Here is a 20238-nt window from a genome sequence, read left to right as displayed (position 1 = left end):
ACATAAACTGGACCTGTCTGCAATATTATTCATTCATTTTTATCAGTTCATCAAGCCACTTTTTTTGCTGTTGTGTCAGTTCTGCCTCCTCAAGTAGATCCGGCCTTCTCTGGAGGGTCCTTCTTAGGCTTTCTTTCATCCGCCATTCATCAATCAGCTTATGGTTGCCTGAAATAAGAACATCAGGAACCTTCAAACCTCGAAAGTCTGCCGGCCTTGTGTAGTGAGGGTGCTCCAGCAGGCCAGTGCTGAAGGAATCCTGGATATGGGACTCTTCACTGCCAAGGACACCCGGAAGCAGGCGCACGACACTGTCAATGACAACCATCGCTCCAAGCTCTCCTCCGGTCAGGACATAATCTCCGATGGAAATCTCATCGGTGATGACATGCTCCCGTATTCGCTCATCATATCCTTCATAATGGCCGCAGATAAAAATCAAATGCTCTTCCTTTGCCAGCTCTTCCGCTTTCTTCTGTGTATATCGTTCACCCTGAGGGCACATGAGGATCACCCTCGGGGAAGTGCTTTTTGCTCGCTCTTTCAAATCCGTCACAGCATCGAAAATCGGCTGTGGTTTCAACACCATGCCAGCACCGCCGCCATATGGATAGTCGTCGACTGTCTGATGTTTGTTATCAGCAAAGTCCCTGAAATTGACAACATTGTACTGTGCCGCTCCTTTTTCAGCAGCTTTTTTCAGGATTGAATGACCAAGCACACCCTCAAACATTTCTGGAAAAATAGACAGGACATCGATGTTCATCATGAAAGAAGCCCTTCCATCGGCTCAATTTCAATAACCTTCTCCTTGACGTCCACTTTTTTCACGATGTCCTCAATATATGGGATCAGGAGTTCCTTGCCATTGCTTCCCTTTACAACCCAGACATCATTGGCACCCGGAGTCAAGATCTCGATGACCTTGCCGAGTTCCTCACCTTCTGTTGTAAACATGCTGCAGCCGATGATATCCTGGAAATAAAACTCGCCTTCCTCTAGATGCCCGCGCTGAGTTTCTGGAACCTTAAGGATGCCATCCCTCATTCTTTCTACCTGATTGACATTGTCGAACCCTTCAAATGTCAACAGGTTAAAATTCTTATGGACTCTGTGGCTTTTCACTATCAATTCCTCCGGTTCCTTTGAACCTGGCATGAATAAAAATAATGTATTCCCTATCTTATAACGTTCCTCTGGAAAGTCGGTTCTTGAAATCACTCTAACTTCGCCGCGGATGCCATGCGTATTTACTATCTTTCCGACATTAAAATACTTTTCCATTTCTCAATCACCTCTCGCGTATTTCGGCCACGATGCCATCTTTCACAATAATAGTCTTTCCTGAAAGAAACTCATCCCATTGATCGCCAACACTAACGTCGACAATTCCTTGCAGCTCCGTTTCTTTAATTTCACTCCCAAGCGGAAGAATATGTAGTTGTTCTATTTGAAAATCCAGGAGCTTGATTTTTTCTTTATGAACTTTTATTTCTTGTTCAAAATGCTTTTTCAATGTTTCAGGCGGAAACTTCTTTGATTTTTCCAGCTTCTTCAGTTCAAATCTCAGTTGATCGCATTCCTTCTGCAGCTGAAGCTTTCTGGAGTGGTATTTTTGGTGGATTTTCTCCTTGCTCTCTTCCGTCAGTACCTGTTTGACAATGATTGTTTGCAGTACCTTCAAAGCATCTCCCCCTTAAAGCCAAGCAAATGAAAAATAATAATTAAACTATTGATCATAAATATATATCAAGTACTTATTATACCTTAATTTCTACAAATAGAAAAAAGGAGGGTTACCCCTCCCTTCCAGAACAATCATTTATAGAGTTATCTATCTTCTGCTTGCGCAGATGATTGTCATTCGACGATTTCTAAGAAAATCTTCTTTTGCTGTGATGAACCTGCTGCATAGACTACTGTTCGAATCGCCTTTGCAACGCGTCCCTGCTTACCAATAACTTTGCCCATATCACTTTTGTTGACGGAAAGCTTATAGGTAACGCGCTGATCCTCTTCATGTTCATTTACATGGACATCTTCAGGAAAATCAACAAGTGGCTTCACGATCGTCTCAATTAATTCTTTCATGGGCGTGTCCACAATTACTTGCTAAGCTTTGAGTTGTGGAATTTTTCCATGATACCTTGCTTAGAGAACAAGTTACGCACTGTATCAGATGGTTTTGCACCGTCATTCAACCACTTAAGAACTAACTCTTCGTTAAGTTCAACTTTTGCTGGTTGAGCAACTGGGTTGTAAGTTCCTACAGACTCGATGAAACGGCCGTCACGTGGTGAACGGGAATCAGCTACTACAATACGATAGAAAGGAGACTTTTTAGCTCCCATACGCTTTAAACGAATTTTTACTGCCATTTTAAATAAGCACCTCCGAATAGTTTCACACAAGATAGAATAATACCAAATAGAAAACAGCTTGTAAAGTGTTTTTTCTTTACAGACTGAAAATACCTTAATTTACAAGTTAAAACGGGTTGAACGGCAGTTTGAAACCGCCTTTTTTCTTGCCTTTTTGCTGCATGTTCGTCATCTGTTTCATCATCTTTTTCATATCTTCGAACTGCTTGAGCAGGCGGTTTACTTCCTGGATGGAGGTACCGCTACCCTTCGCGATCCGTTTCCGCCTGTTGGCGTTGATGACTTCAGGATGAGTTTTTTCATGGGCGGTCATTGACTGGATGATCGCCTCGACATGCGAGATTTGCTTTTCGTCGATTTGAAGATTGTTCATGCCCTTGATTTTGTTCGCGCCAGGCATCATTTTCAGGATTTCATCCAATGGCCCCATCTTTTTCACCTGGCCAAGCTGATCCAGGAAGTCATCAAGAGTAAAGGATGCAGTACGCATTTTTTTCTCAAGCTCTTTCGCCTTTTCTTCATCGACGTTTGCCTGCGCCTTCTCGATCAGGGTAAGAACGTCTCCCATACCTAGGATCCTGGACGCCATCCTTTCAGGGTGGAATGCTTCCAGGGCATCAAGCTTTTCACCAAGACCGACGAATTTGATCGGAGTATTGGTAACAGCACGGATGGATAGCGCTGCACCGCCACGTGTATCACCGTCAAGCTTTGTCAGGACAACGCCAGTCAAGCCAAGCTGTTCATTGAAGCTTTGTGCGACATTCACGGCATCCTGACCTGTCATCGCATCGACAACAAGAAAAATCTCGTCTGGTTTGGAAAGCTCTTTGATCTGCTTCAGCTCGTCCATCAGGTTTTCATCCACATGGAGACGACCTGCAGTATCGATGAGGACATAGTCATTATGGTCTTCCTTCGCCTTGGCAATCGCCTGTTTTGCAATTTCAACAGGGCTGACCTGGTCTCCTAGCGAGAATACTGGCATGCTCAATTGCTTGCCGAGTGTCTCGAGCTGCTTGATGGCAGCTGGACGATAGATATCTGCCGCTACAAGCAACGGTTTTCGATGGTATTTTTTGCGGAGGAGATTTGCAAGCTTACCGGTGGTGGTCGTTTTACCAGCACCTTGAAGACCGACCATCATGATGACAGTCGGAGGACGATTTGCGGCAGCGATCTTGCTTTGCTCTCCGCCCATCAGCTCAGTAAGTTCTTCTTTAACAACTTTAATGACCTGCTGGCCCGGTGTCAGGCTTTTGACAACCTCCTGGCCAACTGCCCTTTCAGTGACTTTCTTGACGAAGTCTTTAACAACTTTAAAGTTAACGTCAGCCTCTAGAAGCGCCAGACGGACCTCTCGCATCATTTCTTTTACATCCGCTTCCGAGACCTTGCCTTTTCCACGGATCTTTTGCATCGTATTTTGCAGTCGGTCGGCCAATCCTTCAAATGCCATATCATGCGCCTCCCTAGTCTAATTTCTCAAGCTCGGCTATCATTTCATGCAAATCGTGATCGTTCTCTCCATCCCCGATACGCTTTTTCAACTTTGAAATAAGCTCACTTCTTTTCTGGAATTTTCCGAACAACAACAACTTTTCTTCATACTCCTCGAGCATCGCTTCCGTGCGTTTGATGTTGTCGTATACAGCCTGCCGGCTTACATCATACTCTTCAGCAATCTCTCCGAGCGAATAGTCATCAAGATAGTACAGAGCCATATAACTGCTTTGTTTTGGAGTCAGCAATGCCTGATAAAAGTCATACAAATAGTTCATCCGGTTCGTTTTCTCAAGCATTTCGATTCCCCCATGTTAAGTGAAATACCTTTACATTAAGAGTTTACACACGATCATCTTCCCTGTCAAGAAAAGTTCTTTACAGCGATTTGTTGGTAAATCACGATTCCTCTTCAGTTTCCTCTTTATCGACCACGTCTGCGAAAAGGCCATATACATACCTTTCAGCATCAAATTCCTGCAAGTCATCCATTTTTTCACCAAGGCCCACAAATTTAACCGGAATGTTCAGCTCATTGCGGATGGCAAGAACAATACCGCCCTTTGCTGTTCCATCAAGCTTAGTAAGGACGATGCCGCTTACGTCAGTCGCTTCTTTAAAGGTTTTAGCCTGGATCAAGGCGTTTTGGCCAGTAGTGGCATCAAGCACTAGCAAGACTTCATGAGGAGCTCCCGGCACTTCCCGTTCAATGACACGCTTGACCTTTTCAAGTTCTTTCATGAGGTTTACCTTATTTTGCAATCTGCCGGCAGTATCACAAATCAGGATATCCGCTTTTCTTGACTTCGCCGACTGGACAGCATCATACATGACAGCTGCCGGATCAGAACCTTCAGCCTGCTTGATGACGTCGACACCAACGCGCTCGCCCCAAACTTCTAGTTGTTCGATTGCACCTGCACGGAAGGTATCTCCTGCAGCAAGCAAGACATTTTTCCCTTCTGACTTGAACTTATGGGCCAGTTTGCCGATAGTTGTTGTCTTGCCGACACCATTGACTCCAACGAACAAAATGACGGTCAACTCGTCTTCCTGGATGTTCAGCTCGAAAGAGTCAACATCAGATCCGGCCTCATAGATATCAACGAGCTTCTCGGAGATGACAGACTGGACTTCTTTTGTATCCTGGATATTGCGGCGTTTGACCTCTTTTTTCAGCTCTTCGATTAATTCCATTACTGTTTCGAAGCCAACGTCTGCCTGGATCAAAATTTCTTCCAGCTCTTCGAAAAATTCTTCATCAACTTTACGATAGCGCGATACAAGGTCATTCACTTTATTGGAGAAGTTATCCCTTGTTTTCGTCAAACCATCTTTGAATTTCTCTGTGACACTTTCAGTTTGTGTCGTAAACTTTTCTTTTAGTTTCTTAAAAAAACTCATGGTTCCATCGCCTTCCTACATTAATTCAATAAGACCCCATTCCGCTTGAGGAGATGAACAGGGCAACCCATCTCTCTGGAGGCAGAACGTTAAATTAAGCTTTCACCAGTTCATTTGAATCTTCAAGCCGGACGGATACCAGCTTGGAGACTCCAGATTCCTGCATGGTCACCCCATAAAGGACGTCCGCTTCTTCCATTGTACCTTTGCGGTGAGTGATCACAATAAACTGTGTTTCTTCTCGGTATTTCTTCAGGTATTGAGCGAAACGGTAAACATTGGCTTCATCCAATGCAGCTTCCACTTCATCCAGGATACAGAATGGCACTGGACGGACTTTCAGGATGGAGAACAATAGTGCAATCGCCGTCAACGCGCGCTCCCCGCCAGATAATAGACCAAGGTTTTGCAGTTTTTTTCCAGGTGGCTGAGCGACAATTTCAACCCCAGTATTCAGGAGATCATCAGGCTGAGTTAGCCTCAGGTCCGCTCTGCCTCCACCAAACAATGCCTGGAACACGGACTCGAAGTGTGAACGGATCGCGGTGAATGTCTGTTCAAACCGCTTTTTCATCTCATGGTCCATTTCCTCGATAACAAGGAATAAAGTATCCTTGGCTTCCTGCAGATCATTTTTCTGCTCCAAAAGAAATTCATAGCGCTCTGAGACACGCTCGTATTCTTCAATAGAACCGAGGTTCACCGTCCCCAGTTCCTCAATCGACATTTTGATCAGCTTAACTTTTCTTCTCGCCTCATCTGCCGGGATGGTCAAAGGATATTGTTCCTTAGCTGCTTCATATGAAAGCAGATACTCCTCGCGAAGGTGTGCAAGCTTATTATCCAGTTCAACGTCAAGTCTGTTCAGCTTTACTTCTTCGTCCCTGAGAACTTCATTGATACCCTTTAGAAGCCGCCTTAGCTCCTTTGATTCCAGTTCCTGGTCCTCGAGCTTATTTTGAAGCTCCAAACGCTCATTCCTACGCGAAGAAATCAGCTTAAGCGTTTCATTCTTGTCCTGCAGCTTTCTTCTTGCCGCTTCTTCCAATTGCGTTTCCCCGGAAGAACTATCGGTCATTTCAGAGGAAAGAAGAGATAGATCCTCTTTTAAAATATCCAATTTCCGTGATTGCTCCTCTGCCTGGTTAACGGCTGAATCAAGCTTTTCCTTCACATGTGAAAGCTGTTCTTTCTTGGAAGCCAGGCTGATCTTCAAATCACTGATTTCAGATACAAGGGTATCCTTGGAAGTAGAATTCGAGTTCTTCAGCTCGGTCAAGCGTTCTATTTCTTTATCGAATTTGAGAAGATTTTCACGATACTTAGCCAGTAGGCCGTCGAGTTCAACCAATCTAGATTCTAGCTTTACTTTATCGGTATCAAGCTGTGTCTTCTCAGAATCGTATACAGATAACCGTTCATTTATATTTTTCTGTTCCAATTCTACTTCCCGTAGGTCACCTTTTAAGCCCTGCTGTTTGAAGCGCAGCTCTTCCCCTGCTTTCCGCAGTTCTTCTAGCCTTGCTTCACTTGCTTGTGTTTCTGCCTTTAATGATTTGACCTTCGATTCAAGCGATCTGGTCTTTTCCTCCATATCAGCAAGCTTGGACGTTAAGTCCTCAAGTTCACCCTTACGGCTAAGGAGAGAACTCGATTTTTGCTTCACTGCTCCCCCAGTCATCGACCCGCCAGGATTGACCACATCGCCATCAAGTGTAACGATCCTGATGCGGTATTGCAGCATTTTGGCAATTTCATTGGCACCTTTTAAATCCCTGGCGATCACTACATTGCCAAGCAAGTTCTTTACGACTTCGGCATACTTTTGATCGAATTGAATCAATTCCTCAGCAGTACCGACATAAGCACTGTGGCCTGAAAGAAGCGAAAGCTGTGAGGATGCCAAATATTTCCCTTTGATGATGCTCAAGGGAAGGAAGGTAGCTCTACCAAATGATTTTTGCTTCAGGAACTGGATTGCTGCTCTCGCATTCTCTTCATTTTGGACAACAATATGCTGCATCGCACCGCCGAGAGCCGTTTCCATTGCCGTTTCATATTGCTTAGGAACTTGAATGAGTTCAGCAATCGCACCCTCTATTCCTTGCAGACGGGTATCCCTCGCCTTCAGCACTTCTTTTACACCTTGAAAAAAGCCTGAATAATCCTCTTCCATTTCTTCGAGCATTTCTTTCTTTGATTTAGCTTGCTGCAAGTACTGATAGGCTTGATACAATGTTTTCTCTTGCTTCTCGTAATTATTCCGTAAGGATTCAAGCTTCTTCTGTTCTTCAAAAAAGATTCTAGCCTGCTCCTCCAATTCCTGCTGGGTAGAGGCCACCTTTTTCTCTATTTCCGCTTTCCTCTCATTGATTTCATCACGAACTGAGACAAAACGATCGTTGTCATTATCCAGCCTGGATCCTTTGGCTGCTTGCTGCTGCAGCTGTTGTTCAATATAGATTTTTTCATTTTTGGCACCAGCCTGTTCGTTCAGCACCTCGATATAATCGCTTTTGATAGAATCGATTTTATGCTCGACATCTTCACTGTATAACTTTAACTGCTCCTGCTTCTGCTGAAGCTCTTTCTGGAATGCGGCAGCTTCGCCAGCTAATACAGAAACAGATTGTTCGTACTCAGCCTTCTGGTTTTCCAGCTGCTCAATCGAAGTTGTCAGCTCCGCAATATTCTTTTCTAGCTGCCCTTTGTTTTGTGATGCATTCTTCTTTCTTTCCTTGAGTACTTCTCGTCTGCCTTCAAGCTTTTCTAGCTCCTCACTTGCATACAAAAGCACATTCTGCAAATCGCTGACTGATTCGTCCAGCGCGGCAAGCTGGTCCCTCATTTTTTCAATTTCAGCTTCTTTCTTCTGAAGGCCAGCAGACTGTTTGATTTCATTTTCCTTATGCTGTTCAAGCTGCCTGGAAAGCTGTTCCCATCGCCCATGCAGATCTTCGATTTCATAGGCAGTCAACGCTACTTCAATCTGTTCTAGTTCTTCCTTTTGCTGCAGGTAATCCTTTGCAATTGCAGCCTGGATTTTTAACGGCTCTACCTGGCCTTCTAATTCATGGATGATGTCCGTCACCCGATTTAAATTTTCCTGCGTTTCAAAAAGCTTGCTTTCTGCTTTTTTCTTTCGGGATTTGTATTTCAGGACACCAGCAGCCTCTTCAAAAATCGTCCTGCGGTCCTCAGGTTTGCTGTTGAGGATTTCCTCAACCCTCCCTTGGCTGATAATGGAGAAAGCTTCACGGCCCAGTCCTGAATCCATGAACAAATCAACAATATCCTTAAGTCGGCAATTCTGTTTGTTGATCAAATATTCACTGTCTCCTGAACGGTAGACACGCCGGGTTACACTCACTTCATTGTAATCCAGCGGCAGTGATTGATCTTCATTATCAAGGGTCAACGTTACTTCTGCGAAATTCAGCGGCTTCCGTGAATCACTTCCAGCAAAAATGATATCTTCCATTTTTGCACCACGAAGCGACTTGGCTGATTGTTCCCCCAGAACCCAGCGGATGGAGTCAGTAATATTGCTTTTCCCGCTACCATTTGGACCCACGACAGCAGTCACACCTGGAACGAATTCTACTGAAATCCTTTCCGCAAACGATTTAAAGCCGACCACATCTAATCGTTTTAAAAACAATATGGCTCTCCCTTTCCAGTTAAACTATTTCTCTAAGTTGTCATTCGAAAAGCGCAAGCGCCTTGCCCAGCCCCGACAAGCGCTGGAGGGCCGACCAGTGAAGTCGTTCTTTGACTTCATTGGGCGGACCGAAATCGAAAAGTATAGCCGACTGCCCAGAAACGCAGAAACTGGAGACTCCGACAAAGAAGCGCTTTTTGCTTCTGCCGGCGGAGTTGAAGTTTCGGAGTTTCTAGGAGGCGAAACTAGACAATTCGAAAAGCGGAGGCGACTGCCCAACTCCGACAAGCGTTGGAGGGCTTGACAGTGAAGTCGCTCTTTGACTTCATTGGCAGGACCGAAACGTCTCGAGGAGTTAGGAGCCGCAGCTATACAAGCGACTCGAGCTGCTCAAAGCTAACGCTTCTCGCAAGATACTCAAGGATGCAGTGTCGGGGATGAAAACTGGCTAGGCGCTGGAGCTAGACAATTTTGAATTTTAGATGCATCTTCTTTTGTAAAAATCGTTCTATTTATCGCCCATTTCCATATTTGCTTCCATATGGGATTTCAATTTTTCAAGGGCCATCTGGGCAGCATGTTGCTCGGCTTCCTTTTTCGAGCGTCCAGTGCCTGTCCCTAATTCTTGCCCATTCAAGAAAACTCTGGATTCGAATTCCCGGCTGTGCGCTGGACCAATTTCCTTCATGATCCGATATTCAAGCGAGCCCGCACCGTCCCGCTGTACAAGTTCCTGAAGCTGGCTCTTAAAATCCATCACATGAGAAAAAGCACCGGCATTGATTTTCGGAAACACGATTTCTTCTAGGAATGTAGTGACTGTTTCAATTCCTTTATCCAGGTATAAGGCACCGATGAACGCCTCAAATACATCTGCCAACAGAGCTGGCCTTGTTCTTCCACCAGTCATTTCTTCTCCCTTTCCAAGCAAAACAAGTTCACCAAAGGAAAGTTCATTAGCAAAAGCTACAAGTGATGGTTCACAGACTACAGCTGCGCGCAGCTTAGTAAGTTCTCCTTCACTCATCATCGGGTACTTCTTATATAAGAAACGGGATACAGTCAGTTCCAAAACAGCGTCACCAAGAAACTCCAGCCTCTCATTATCTTCATGGGGCTTTCTCCGATGCTCATTCACATAGGATGAATGTGTAAATGCCTGTTTTAAAAGCTTCTCACTATCAAAATGAATACCAATTTTGTCCTGGAATTCTTTGAACTTCTGCTCCTTTGCGCGAGTATTCTTTTTTTCTCTTTCTCTTCCATTGTTGCGCATAATTTATTCCACCTTGCTCATAATTTAAAGCTGTTATTAAATGAATTGCAGATTTCGTTGATTGTGTCATTGCAAAACAAAACAGACTACTAACAGTTTACAAAAAATAACGCCAATAAAGCAAAAAAACTTGGTCTATTCCAGCAGATTACTTTTTCGTTTACTTAGTTACAACTCAAATAACATTAACTGACAAGATTTTAGGACTTTTTTACAGAAGAAAGCCCCGTTTATAAAAACGGAGCTTCTCAGTAAATCGAACAATTACTTTTGGCTATTTATGTAGTTAACAGCGTCACCAACTGTACCGATTTTTTCAGCATCATCATCAGAAATTTCCATGTCGAACTCGTCTTCTAATTCCATTACCAATTCAACAACATCAAGGGAATCAGCACCAAGATCATCTTTAAAAGATGCTTCTAAAGTTACTTGAGATTCATCTACTCCCAAACGGTCAACAATAATTTTTGTTACGCGTTCTAAAACGTCTGCCATGCTTGTTCACCTCCCCTCAAGCCATTATAGTTGATTTTATTTAAATAATAAATGGCTGTAATAACTTTTTAATATTAGGGCTCTGTTAAACTAGTCTGTTGATTTTCGTTCCAGGCGCTTCGCTTTCCGCGGGGAAGAATAATGAAAAATTCCAAAGGCCGGATTTTTCATAAACCAATTCTTCCTTGCAGTCGGGGAGCCTCCTCGGCGCTTTATGCGCCTGTGGGGTCTCCCCATTACTTGCTTATCCCGCAGGACATTGATTGAGCTTCCTCGAATCTGCCCACGCACGATGGAAATGCGGTAGCATTTTCGGAGGAGTCTACGCGCCTTCCACTACAATCAACAGGTTGTTTAATCTAAGTGTTGCTTATAACAGAGCCCAATTTTCGGATTAAATTATATGCGACCTTATCGTTTAGCACTTCCCTAGTAGCTTTAAATAAATCCTACATCACCATGCCGCCATCTACGTGGAGGGTTTGGCCTGTCATATAGGCGCTGTCTTCGGAGGCCAGGAAGACGACTGTTCTTGCGATGTCTTTTGGCTCGCCGAAACGCGCTAGGGGAATCTGCTTCAGCATTTCCGTTTTAACTTCCTCATTTAGCTTATCCGTCATGTCTGTCGTGATGAAGCCTGGAGCCACTGCGTTCACGGTGATGCCCCTTGAGGATAGTTCCTTCGCAGATGTTTTTGTAAGCCCGATCACACCTGATTTTGCAGCAACATAGTTAGCCTGCCCAGGATTTCCGCTTACACCGACAATGGAGGAGATATTGATTATCCTTCCGCTTCTCTGTTTCATCATTTGTCTTGTGACTGCTTTCGTACACAGAAAGACACCTTTTAAGTTAATGTTGATGACATCATCCCATTCAGACTCTTTCATCCTCATCAACAGGTTGTCTTTAGTTATACCTGCATTGTTAACAAGAATATCAATCTTGCCGAACCGCTCGATCGTTCCCTTGGCCATATCAGTTACTGATTCTGAATTGGAGACATCTGCCTGGATGGCAAATGCATCTCGTCCCATTGCCTTGATTTCATCAACCACTTCAAGGGCCTTTGCTTCACTGCCTGCATAATTGACAGCAACGGACGCGCCTTCCCTGGCAAGTTCTAATGCAATTTCTCTTCCAATTCCACGTGAAGCCCCAGTTACAAGCGCCACTTTACCTTCCAGCCTCATTCCTTCTCCTCCTTCAGGGCAGCAACAACGGCTGCACAAGTTTCTGCATCATTGATGGCGAACGTCTTTGCTGAGCGGTCTACTTTCTTAACTAGCCCAGACAAGACCTTTCCTGGTCCGATTTCTATAAAAGTATCGACACCAAGTTCCAGCATTTTAGCGACTGAATCCTCCCATAGTACCGGAGAGTAGAGCTGTTCCACCAGCCTTTTCTTGAATTCAGAAGCATCTGTCATCGGTTCGGCAGTAACATTTCCGATTACCGGGACAACCCCATTTTTTATTTCTATGTTTTCCAGTATCGATTCAAATTTTTCAGCAGCCGGCTTCATCAGTGATGAGTGGAATGGACCACTGACATCCAGAGGTATGACCCGTTTGGCTCCAGCTTCCTTTGCTTTTACAGAGGCTTCTTCCACTCCAAGCTTTGAACCAGAAATCACGATTTGGCCAGGACAATTCAAGTTGGCCAACTGAACAGGGTTTCCGCCAGCGGTTACAGTTTCGGTCACATCGATGAGCTTATGGCGATCGATACCGAGTACAGCTGCCATTGTTCCTTCTCCATTTGGGACAGCTTCTTCCATGAGCTCACCACGTTTCCGGACTGCAAACACAGCATCTTCAAACGAAATAGCTTCTGAAGCGACCAATGCAGAATATTCACCCAGACTATGGCCGGCAGTATAGTCCGGCCTGATCCCAAACTGGCTGAAATAATTCAAGATCGCAATACTAGTCGTCAAAAGAGCAGGCTGAGCATTTGTCGTAAGCGTAAGTTTTTCTTGCGGCCCTTCAAAAATCAGGGTGCTTAAGCTTTCCCCCAGGACCTCGTCCGCTTTTTTAAAAGTTTCTGAGACTGATTGTTCTGCATTTGCAAGGGCCTGTCCCATCCCTACTGTCTGCGATCCCTGTCCAGGAAACAAAAACGCGATTTTCCCCATGAAAGATTCCCCTTTAACTCGTTTTTTTATAACGTTGCCTATACTTTTTTTTATTCAATGGCTGATTTGATCGTTCCCGATACATCCTTCTCGACCATTTCCCTCGCCTGACGGATTGAATTAAAAACTGCATTCGCATCAGAAGATCCATGAGCTTTGATTACCGGAGCCTTAAGGCCAAAAAGTCCAGCACCGCCATATTCCGTGTAATCCATCTTATTCTTCAGCACTGTCAGATCCGGCTTCAGAACAGCTGCAGCCATCTTACTTTTAAAGCTTGAAGTCAAAGCAGATTTAAGCATTTTAAACACTGACATCGCAGTTCCTTCAATGGTTTTCAGGACCATATTACCTGTAAAACCGTCTGCGACAACAACATCTGCTGCTCCCTCGAGAAGGTCCCTGGATTCAACATTACCGATGAAGTTAATATCTGCGTCCTTCAATAATTCAAAAGTGTTCCTGACAAGCTCGTTGCCCTTTTTTTCCTCTGTTCCGATATTCAGCAAGCCCACACGCGGATTCGCGATTCCTCTTGCCTTCTCGCTGTAGATCGAGCCCATGATTGCATATTGGACAAGGTGTTCAGGCTTCGCATCAGCATTGGCTCCGACATCCAGAAGCAGGAAGCCTTCCCCGCCAATTGTAGGTAGAGTCGGCGCAAGCGCAGGTCTTTCAATCCCTTCAATTCTTCCAACCACGAATAATCCGGCTGCCATCAAAGCTCCTGTGTTGCCAGCGGAAATACAGGCATCCGCCTTGCCGTCAGCAACTTGCTGGGCTGCCAGGACCATGGAAGCTGTTTTCTTACGGCGCACTGCCCTGACAGGCTCATCCGTACCAAGAATCACTTCTTCAGTATGAAGAATTTCAATTCTCTCTTCTTTTGTAAGGTGCTCCCTGATTTTTTTTTCGTCGCCTACAAGGACGATATGTATGTCATCATATTTTTCGATTGCTTTCATTGCTCCGAGGACGATTTCTCTTGGTGCATTGTCTCCGCCCATCGCATCTACTGCTAGCCTCATCGCTTTTCATCCCTTACTTATCATTTTTTGAACGATACATCTCAAAGTCGCCTTTAAAAACACTTTCACTGTTCACAAAACTGACCACTTCTACAAGTGTCCGTCCGTTTTCACTATCGATTTTTTTAACTCTTGCTTTGGCGATTACCCGTTCACCTTCTTTTACCGACCTTGTGAATTGGATATTCGCTTTAGCTGTTAAAGCAAGCTCATCATTTATGACAGCAACTGCCAGTGAATTAGCCTGGGCAAACAAATGATGCCCCCTGGCGATTTTATTCCGTTTGAATACATGTTCTCTTTTTATATCGAGAATTGATATAGCACTCTGGTCAAGTTCGATATCGATAATTTCTCCAATTACTTCTTCCAGCGGCAATGACCGGACTTCATCTTCAAAACGTTTTTCTGCCACGTTTTTAATTCTTTCCCTTAATTCAGGAATTGATAATTCCAATCTATCCAGCCTAATTGTCTGGATACTTACGGAAAACTTTTCGGCCAATTCCTCATCCGTAATGAATGGATTTTCTTTTATCGTCACAGTCAACATGGACTGACGTTCTCTTTTATTGCGTTTCATTACTTAACACCGCCCGAGCTATTAAGACTAGGTACTAATAGTAGTATATATATAATAAAAAAAGATTGCAAGAAGAAAATAGAAAAGCGGCGCCCACCATATTGAGCTTCATTATGTAGCTAGCGCGTTCCATTCCCCGCAAAACAAAAGCAGACTCACAATTGAATCTGCTTTCGTCCATTCTATGAATCTTTCAATAGTCAATAGATTCACTAAAGGTCAATCCAGTTTCTCATTGGCAAGAGCACCTGTTTCCTCCAGATACACCCGTAATAATCTATATTTTCCGCCGTGCCAGAAAGCTTCTGATTGAACAAGCAAAGCAGCATCGTTCCTCGCTGTTTCTAACGCACGGTAATCATGGACCATATCTGCCACCTTGAATTCCGGCAGGCCGCTTTGTTTTTTTCCAAAGAAGTCTCCTGGCCCCCGAAGTTCTAAATCCTTCTCACTAAGGACAAATCCATCATTCGTTTCAGACATAATTTTCATACGCTCTTTCCCGACTTCACTTTTAGGATCTGCAAGCAGAATACAGTACGATTGGTCACTGCCACGTCCAACCCTGCCTCTTAATTGGTGAAGCTGTGCCAGGCCAAATCGCTCGGCGTCATAAATCAGCATGACCGTCGCATTCGGTACATTCACCCCAACCTCGACTACTGTGGTCGAAACAAGGACCTGGACCTCATTTTCACTGAATGATTTCATGACTTGTTCTTTCTCATCAGAATGAAGGCGTCCATGCATCAGTCCGACCTTGTAACGGTCCTTAAAAAAGAAGCTCAATGTGCTGTGCACATCAATTGCGTTCTGGACGTCCAACTTATCAGACTCTTCGATAAGAGGGCAAATCACATAGGCCTGTCTTCCTTTCGCCAGCTCTTTTTCCATGAAGGCAAGAACTCTTTCAAGCATTTCGTGTTTCGCCCAATACGTTTCAATTGTTTTTCGGCCTGCTGGCATTTCATCGATCACTGAGACATCCATTTCACCAAAAACGGTAATGGCAAGAGTCCGTGGTATTGGAGTCGCAGTCATGAACAGGACATCAGGATTTTCCCCTTTTTCCCTCAGCACTCGTCTCTGCTCAACACCGAAACGATGCTGTTCATCCGTAATCACCAGTCCCAGGTTGTGAAAATCCACTTCATCCTGGATCAAAGCATGTGTCCCTATCAAAACGTCAATTTCACCGAGCTTTAGCTGATCAAGCATTTCCCTTCGCCGCTTGCCTTTGACAGAGCTTGTCAGAAGGGCAACTGAAATCCCGAAAGGTTCCAGCATTTGCGCCAATGACTGCGAGTGCTGTTCGGCCAAAATTTCGGTCGGAACCATTAATGCCCCTTGATAACCGGCAGTCTTAGAGGCATAAAGTGCAATCGCTGCAACGACTGTTTTACCCGAGCCTACATCTCCCTGAAGGAGGCGATTCATGCGATAAGGTGACTTCATGTCCCCAAGAATTTCATTCACCACCCGTTTCTGCGCCCCTGTTAGCGGAAAGGGCAGGCCTGAGATGAATGCTTTTAGCTTGTCCAATTCATATGAAATCGCAATTCCTGGGCTCTGTTCCCGTTCGAGTTTTCTCAAGGACTGCATTTTAAGCTGGAATAAAAGAAACTCCTCATAAACAAACCTTCTTCTTGCCTGCTTCATCTCTTCAGAACCTGACGGGAGATGCATGATCCTTAGAGCATCCCTTCGGTTCAGCAGCTTATACTTCTGAAGAAGCTCCGCCGGCAAGATTTCTTCGATTTCGTGTCCGAATTGGGAGAATGCCTGCTTGATCAGCCTTCTGATCGTTTTCACGGTCATTTTCCCTTTTACAGCATACACAGGTTCGAAATCCTGGCTCTTTGCATGCTCACCTACTGACATTTGAGTGGCGGTGATCGTCTGTCTGTGCTGATCCCACTTCCCGGTAACTGAGATGGTTTCCCCGACATTTATTTTCTGCTTTAGATAGGGCTGGTTAAAGAATGTAGCAATGATCAAATAACGGCCAACTAAAAGCCTCACTGTCAAACGGTTCTTTTTGCGGCCATAATATACAACGGAAGGTTCGCTGTGAACCACTCCTTCTACCGTGACCCTCTCGTCATGTTTAACTTCCGCAAGATCCTTAAGTCGATAATCCTCATAACGGTATGGGAAGTATTCAAGCAAGTCACCGACAGTCCTGATGCGCATGTCTGCCAAGGTATCCGCCATTTCATTACCGATTCCTTTAACTGCTGTTACTGGTTGTCTTAATTGTACATTCATGATTATCAAGCGGTATACCGATAATCGAGGCCTCCAGCTCCTGGCCAACCGGTGTTGCCGCTCCCCCTCCTCACGCTGTTTCTGAAGTTCTGCTAAATCCCTTTTTGACTGCCTAGCTCTTTTTCGGGCAATGCAAAACCTCTGCTTTTACCGTTTTTGTCTGTGCAGGCTGTTTTCGGGCAATGCAGAACCTCTGCTTTTACCGTTTTTGCTTGTGCAAACTGTTTTCGGGCAATGCAAGACTGCTTTTACTGATTTTGCCTGTGCAGGCTGTTTTCGGGCAATGCAAAACCTCTTCTTTTACCGTTTTTGCCTGTGCAGGCTGTTTTCGGGCAATGCAAAACCTCTTCTTTTACCGTTTTTGCTTGTGCAAGACATTTTCGGACAATGCAGAACCTCTGCTTTTACCGTTTTTGCCTGTGTAAACTGTTTTCGGGTAATGCAAAACCTCTGCTTTTACCGTTTTTGCTTGTGCAAACTGTTTTCGGGCAATGTAGCTATGATTAAGTGGATTTTCTCACATAAAGTAGCTGACCCATATACTAATACCCTTTATAAACAAAACGAAATAGAAGGGGAGTCCCCTTCTATTTCTTAGTACCATATTACAATTTTATTTGTCCAGCCGGAGAATTTTATGCTTTGTTTTTTTATTCGATCGCAAAGATGAAAGCGTATAATGGCTGTTCTCCATTATGCACTTCAACTTCTACATCGCCATAATTGCTTTCAACAAACTCAACAATGGATTCGACATCCTCATCAGAAGCGTCTTCACCCTTCAGGATTGTCAGGATTTCTGAATCTTCGTCAAGCATCTGTTCCAATAGATCCTTCGCTGCCTTGACTTTATCCTGATCCTTCAGGACAATCTTGCCATCGGAAATGCCCATGAAATCTCCTGTTGAAATTTCAAGTCCGTCAATACTTGTGTCGCGGACTGCATATGTCAGTTGGCCTGTTTTCACATGCTGCATAGCTTCAGTCATGGCTTCTTTATTTTCACCAGGTTCTGCTGATGGGTTAAATGAAAGCAATGCCGTCATTCCCTGAGGAACAGTTTTTGAAGGAATGACGACTACTTCTTCCTCCGCTACCTCAGCAGCCTGCTCAGCCGCCATGATGATATTTTTATTGTTCGGCAGGATGATGACCTTGCGAGCGTTCACTTCTTTGATTGCTTTAATGATATCCTCTGTGCTTGGATTCATTGTCTGTCCGCCTTCGATCACGGCGTTAGCACCGATGCTGCGGAATAGCTCAGCAATTCCAGAACCCATAGAGACAGCGACGATTCCGTACTCACGCTTTTCCTTTTTCGGCTCATTTGCCTGTGTTCGAAGCGGAGTAGATGGTTCACCGACAATATCCGTGTGCTGCTGGCGCATGTTTTCAATTTTCATATTAATGAGGTTTCCATATTTTTGTCCATAAGTCAGAACCTCGCCAGGCTGTTCTGAGTGGATATGTACCTTTACAACCTCTTCATCAGAAATGACAAGAAGAGAATCGCCGTATTTACTCAAGTCCTGGCGGAAATTTTCCTCTGAGAATGCTTCTTTTCCTTCAAGCCTGACCATGAATTCAGTACAATAGCCGAATTCGATATCCTCTGTATTCATGTGGCTCTGGACGCTCTTATGATGCTCAGCGCTGACAAGCTCATTCATGTTCGGCATTGCAGATGGGGAATCAGGAAGCTTTTCACCCTTCAATTCTGCAAGGAAGCCTTCATAAACGAATACAAGACCTTGGCCGCCACTGTCCACAACTCCTACTTCCTTCAGGACGGGCAGTAAGTCTGGTGTGCGGTTTAATGATGCCTTCGCTTCTTTAAGCACTTCTTCCATCAAGCCAATAAGGTTTTCATGGTTATTGGCAACAGCCACAGCATGCCTTGCAGCATCCTTGGCTACCGTTAAAATCGTGCCTTCCACAGGTTTCATGACAGCCTTATAAGCTGTTTCGACACCTGCATTCAACGCAGCGGCAAACTCTACAGAGTTCACAGTCGGCTTGTTTTCGATCGCTTTTGCAAAACCACGGAATAGTTGGGAAAGGATAACCCCAGAGTTACCTCTCGCTCCCATAAGCAAGCCTTTGGCAAGCGCAGAACCAACCTTTCCGATATGTTCCTGTACATTGTTCTTTACTTCCTTAGCACCGGAAGTCATGGATAAATTCATATTCGTTCCCGTATCACCATCAGGAACAGGGAAGACGTTCAGTGCGTCGACATACTTGGCATTCGCCGCCAAATGGTTGGCACCCTGAATCACCATCTCCGCAAAACGTTTTCCGTCTAGAACATTAATAGACACAAATCTTTCCTCCTCTTACGGGTTCGTTACACGAACACCCTGAACGTAAATATTGACCGAGTCAACTGCCAGCCCTACAGTTTTATCAAGAGTGTACTTAACCTTTGACTGGACATTGTGGGCCACCTCGGAAATTTTCGTCCCATAGCTCACAATAATATACATATCGATATGTACTTCTTCGTTTTCCTGGCGAACGATTACTCCGCGAGTGAAATTCTCCCTGCGCAAAATATCTGTCAATCCGTCCTTGATCTGATTCTTTGAAGCCATCCCGACAATACCATAACAATCGACTGCTGCGCCGCCCGCGATCGTTGCAATGACATCATTTGATATATCAATTTGTCCGTACTTCGTTTTTAGCTCGATGGACATGATTCGTTCCCCCTTTGGAAAAATAGCGTTATGCTACAGTTATTTTACTATAAGCCAATCAATTTTTAAAGTTATTCTGCCCTTCCCTTTATTATTCAGCAAGAATCTCAACTATATGTCAAGGTTTTTTTCTTTATAGCTTTCACCAGAACTATTGCAAATGGGAAATTTCTATGATAAATTATTAAAGTATGTCAGAGAAAAGGTTATCCTGTTTAATTCGCAATTCTGACGATATGCAAATAATTGAAGCGAAAAATAGTATCAGCTTTTGTCAGTTAGGAGGGAAATCATATGCCACGTAAATGTGTAGTAACTGGTAAATCAACTCGTTCTGGTAACGCACGCTCTCACGCAATGAACGCTAACAAGCGTACATGGGGTGCTAACCTTCAAAAAGTACGTATTCTTGTAGACGGTAAGCCTAAGCGTGTTTGGGTATCTGCAAGAGCTCTAAGATCAGGTAAAGTTGAACGCGTTTAATTAAAAAAGTCGCAGATGTTCTGCCTGGCTCCAGCAGCCGGCAGGAAACTGCACGGCATCCATGAGGGTGCCTTTTTTATTTTTGAGCAACTTACTAATCCGTCTTCATTTTCATTCTTCCCAATTGGCGGCAAAAATAATAGCACCCCGTTTTCAGGGTGCCAAGGGAGTTTTCGTATTCTCTCTTATTTTACTCTTTTATCGCTTCTATTCCTTTTTAAATGCACCTAACATCGCCCGTACGAGGCCCCCTAAAAATTTAGGCAGTTTGATTGTATAGAATCTCATACCGTCCCTCCTCACCATCTCTCGAAAAC

At 44.3% G+C, this 20238-nt stretch carries 21 protein-coding genes; 2 read left to right on the top strand and 19 right to left on the bottom strand.

The genetic code is table 11. From position 1 onward, the window contains the following. Nucleotides 1–25 precede the first annotated feature (25 nt). The 9 genes from trmD to smc all read right to left on the bottom strand — a co-directional run bounded on the left by trmD (nt 26) and on the right by smc (nt 8949). Nucleotides 26–766, bottom strand: a complete 741-nt coding sequence (gene trmD / locus LGO15_RS08815; protein ID WP_226087856.1) for a tRNA (guanosine(37)-N1)-methyltransferase TrmD — start codon at nt 764–766, stop codon at nt 26–28. Then, nucleotides 766–1284: a ribosome maturation factor RimM gene (rimM, locus tag LGO15_RS08810; RefSeq protein ID WP_167831770.1), complete on the bottom strand. Its 519-nt coding sequence runs from the start codon at nt 1282–1284 to the stop codon at nt 766–768. Before rimM ends, trmD begins: the two co-directional genes overlap by 1 nt. A 7-nt stretch (nt 1285–1291) precedes the next feature. Next, the gene (locus LGO15_RS08805; protein ID WP_226087354.1) at nt 1292–1684 is read right to left on the bottom strand and encodes a YlqD family protein; all 393 of its coding nucleotides are present in this window, start codon (nt 1682–1684) and stop codon (nt 1292–1294) included. Between the two features lie 176 nt (nt 1685–1860). Further along, nucleotides 1861–2091, bottom strand: coding sequence for a KH domain-containing protein (locus LGO15_RS08800; RefSeq protein ID WP_023614919.1), 231 nt, complete (start codon nt 2089–2091; stop codon nt 1861–1863). A gap of 14 nt (nt 2092–2105) precedes the next feature. Further along, nucleotides 2106–2378: a 30S ribosomal protein S16 gene (gene rpsP, locus LGO15_RS08795; protein WP_167831772.1), complete on the bottom strand. Its 273-nt coding sequence runs from the start codon at nt 2376–2378 to the stop codon at nt 2106–2108. Nucleotides 2379–2487: 109 nt separating this feature from the next. Continuing rightward, complete coding sequence (gene ffh, locus LGO15_RS08790; RefSeq protein WP_226087353.1) at nt 2488–3840, bottom strand: signal recognition particle protein; 1353 nt, start codon at nt 3838–3840, stop codon at nt 2488–2490. A 13-nt stretch (nt 3841–3853) separates the two neighbouring features. After that, complete coding sequence (locus LGO15_RS08785; RefSeq protein WP_167831774.1) at nt 3854–4183, bottom strand: putative DNA-binding protein; 330 nt, start codon at nt 4181–4183, stop codon at nt 3854–3856. A gap of 100 nt (nt 4184–4283) precedes the next feature. Further along, on the bottom strand, nt 4284–5288 hold the full coding sequence (gene ftsY / locus LGO15_RS08780; RefSeq protein ID WP_226087352.1) for a signal recognition particle-docking protein FtsY: 1005 nt from the start codon (nt 5286–5288) through the stop codon (nt 4284–4286). Nucleotides 5289–5382: 94 nt separating this feature from the next. Then, a complete protein-coding gene (gene smc / locus LGO15_RS08775) occupies nt 5383–8949 on the bottom strand; it encodes a chromosome segregation protein SMC (protein ID WP_226087351.1) in 3567 nt (1188 codons plus the stop codon). A gap of 97 nt (nt 8950–9046) precedes the next feature. On the opposite strand from smc, the gene LGO15_RS08770 reads away from it, so the two are divergent. After that, nucleotides 9047–9253: a hypothetical protein gene (locus LGO15_RS08770; protein ID WP_226087350.1), complete on the top strand. Its 207-nt coding sequence runs from the start codon at nt 9047–9049 to the stop codon at nt 9251–9253. Nucleotides 9254–9457: 204 nt separating this feature from the next. Here the strand turns inward: LGO15_RS08770 and rnc are convergent, their stop codons facing one another. The 9 genes from rnc to LGO15_RS08725 form a co-directional block, all read right to left on the bottom strand. Continuing rightward, nucleotides 9458–10225, bottom strand: a complete 768-nt coding sequence (gene rnc, locus LGO15_RS08765; protein WP_167831777.1) for a ribonuclease III — start codon at nt 10223–10225, stop codon at nt 9458–9460. Between the two features lie 264 nt (nt 10226–10489). Continuing rightward, complete coding sequence (locus LGO15_RS08760) at nt 10490–10723, bottom strand: acyl carrier protein (RefSeq protein ID WP_167831778.1); 234 nt, start codon at nt 10721–10723, stop codon at nt 10490–10492. Between the two features lie 449 nt (nt 10724–11172). Further along, nucleotides 11173–11916, bottom strand: coding sequence for a 3-oxoacyl-[acyl-carrier-protein] reductase (gene fabG, locus LGO15_RS08755; protein ID WP_167831779.1), 744 nt, complete (start codon nt 11914–11916; stop codon nt 11173–11175). Further along, nucleotides 11913–12860 carry an ACP S-malonyltransferase gene (gene fabD, locus LGO15_RS08750; RefSeq protein WP_226087349.1) on the bottom strand — a complete coding sequence of 316 codons (948 nt, stop codon included), beginning with the start codon at nt 12858–12860 and terminating at the stop codon, nt 11913–11915. Before fabD ends, fabG begins: the two co-directional genes overlap by 4 nt. Nucleotides 12861–12910: 50 nt before the next feature. Continuing rightward, nucleotides 12911–13888: a phosphate acyltransferase PlsX gene (plsX, locus tag LGO15_RS08745; RefSeq protein WP_226087348.1), complete on the bottom strand. Its 978-nt coding sequence runs from the start codon at nt 13886–13888 to the stop codon at nt 12911–12913. A gap of 13 nt (nt 13889–13901) precedes the next feature. Continuing rightward, on the bottom strand, nt 13902–14471 hold the full coding sequence (gene fapR / locus LGO15_RS08740; protein WP_167831782.1) for a transcription factor FapR: 570 nt from the start codon (nt 14469–14471) through the stop codon (nt 13902–13904). A gap of 219 nt (nt 14472–14690) precedes the next feature. Beyond that, nucleotides 14691–16871, bottom strand: a complete 2181-nt coding sequence (gene recG, locus LGO15_RS08735) for an ATP-dependent DNA helicase RecG (protein ID WP_226087855.1) — start codon at nt 16869–16871, stop codon at nt 14691–14693. Nucleotides 16872–17389: 518 nt separating this feature from the next. Next, on the bottom strand, nt 17390–19060 hold the full coding sequence (locus LGO15_RS08730) for a DAK2 domain-containing protein (protein WP_167831784.1): 1671 nt from the start codon (nt 19058–19060) through the stop codon (nt 17390–17392). A 15-nt stretch (nt 19061–19075) separates the two neighbouring features. Further along, on the bottom strand, nt 19076–19438 hold the full coding sequence (locus tag LGO15_RS08725) for an Asp23/Gls24 family envelope stress response protein (RefSeq protein WP_041965977.1): 363 nt from the start codon (nt 19436–19438) through the stop codon (nt 19076–19078). A gap of 294 nt (nt 19439–19732) precedes the next feature. On the opposite strand from LGO15_RS08725, the gene rpmB reads away from it, so the two are divergent. Continuing rightward, the gene (gene rpmB / locus LGO15_RS08720; protein ID WP_023614934.1) at nt 19733–19921 is read left to right on the top strand and encodes a 50S ribosomal protein L28; all 189 of its coding nucleotides are present in this window, start codon (nt 19733–19735) and stop codon (nt 19919–19921) included. A gap of 207 nt (nt 19922–20128) precedes the next feature. Here the strand turns inward: rpmB and spoVM are convergent, their stop codons facing one another. After that, entirely contained in the window at nt 20129–20209 is an 81-nt protein-coding gene (gene spoVM / locus LGO15_RS08715) for a stage V sporulation protein SpoVM (RefSeq protein ID WP_167831967.1), read from the bottom strand. Between the last annotated feature and the right edge of the window lie 29 nt (nt 20210–20238).

The organism is Mesobacillus sp. S13 (assembly GCF_020422885.1).
Lineage (GTDB): Bacteria > Bacillota > Bacilli > Bacillales > Cytobacillaceae > Mesobacillus > Mesobacillus selenatarsenatis_A.
This window is presented reverse-complemented; position numbering and strand designations above follow the sequence as displayed.

Coding starts and splice junctions, on each gene's coding strand:
- spoVM (WP_167831967.1), bottom strand. CDS start 20,209: ATGAGATTCTATACAATCAAACTGCCTAAATTTTTAGGGGGCCTCGTA.
- fabG (WP_167831779.1), bottom strand. CDS start 11,916: ATGAGGCTGGAAGGTAAAGTGGCGCTTGTAACTGGGGCTTCACGTGGA.
- ftsY (WP_226087352.1), bottom strand. CDS start 5,288: ATGAGTTTTTTTAAGAAACTAAAAGAAAAGTTTACGACACAAACTGAA.
- rimM (WP_167831770.1), bottom strand. CDS start 1,284: ATGGAAAAGTATTTTAATGTCGGAAAGATAGTAAATACGCATGGCATC.
- LGO15_RS08800 (WP_023614919.1), bottom strand. CDS start 2,091: ATGAAAGAATTAATTGAGACGATCGTGAAGCCACTTGTTGATTTTCCT.
- rpsP (WP_167831772.1), bottom strand. CDS start 2,378: ATGGCAGTAAAAATTCGTTTAAAGCGTATGGGAGCTAAAAAGTCTCCT.
- LGO15_RS08760 (WP_167831778.1), bottom strand. CDS start 10,723: ATGGCAGACGTTTTAGAACGCGTAACAAAAATTATTGTTGACCGTTTG.
- rnc (WP_167831777.1), bottom strand. CDS start 10,225: ATGCGCAACAATGGAAGAGAAAGAGAAAAAAAGAATACTCGCGCAAAG.
- plsX (WP_226087348.1), bottom strand. CDS start 13,888: ATGAGGCTAGCAGTAGATGCGATGGGCGGAGACAATGCACCAAGAGAA.
- rpmB (WP_023614934.1), top strand. CDS start 19,733: ATGCCACGTAAATGTGTAGTAACTGGTAAATCAACTCGTTCTGGTAAC.
- fabD (WP_226087349.1), bottom strand. CDS start 12,860: ATGGGGAAAATCGCGTTTTTGTTTCCTGGACAGGGATCGCAGACAGTA.
- ffh (WP_226087353.1), bottom strand. CDS start 3,840: ATGGCATTTGAAGGATTGGCCGACCGACTGCAAAATACGATGCAAAAG.
- fapR (WP_167831782.1), bottom strand. CDS start 14,471: ATGAAACGCAATAAAAGAGAACGTCAGTCCATGTTGACTGTGACGATA.
- LGO15_RS08725 (WP_041965977.1), bottom strand. CDS start 19,438: ATGTCCATCGAGCTAAAAACGAAGTACGGACAAATTGATATATCAAAT.
- trmD (WP_226087856.1), bottom strand. CDS start 766: ATGAACATCGATGTCCTGTCTATTTTTCCAGAAATGTTTGAGGGTGTG.
- LGO15_RS08785 (WP_167831774.1), bottom strand. CDS start 4,183: ATGCTTGAGAAAACGAACCGGATGAACTATTTGTATGACTTTTATCAG.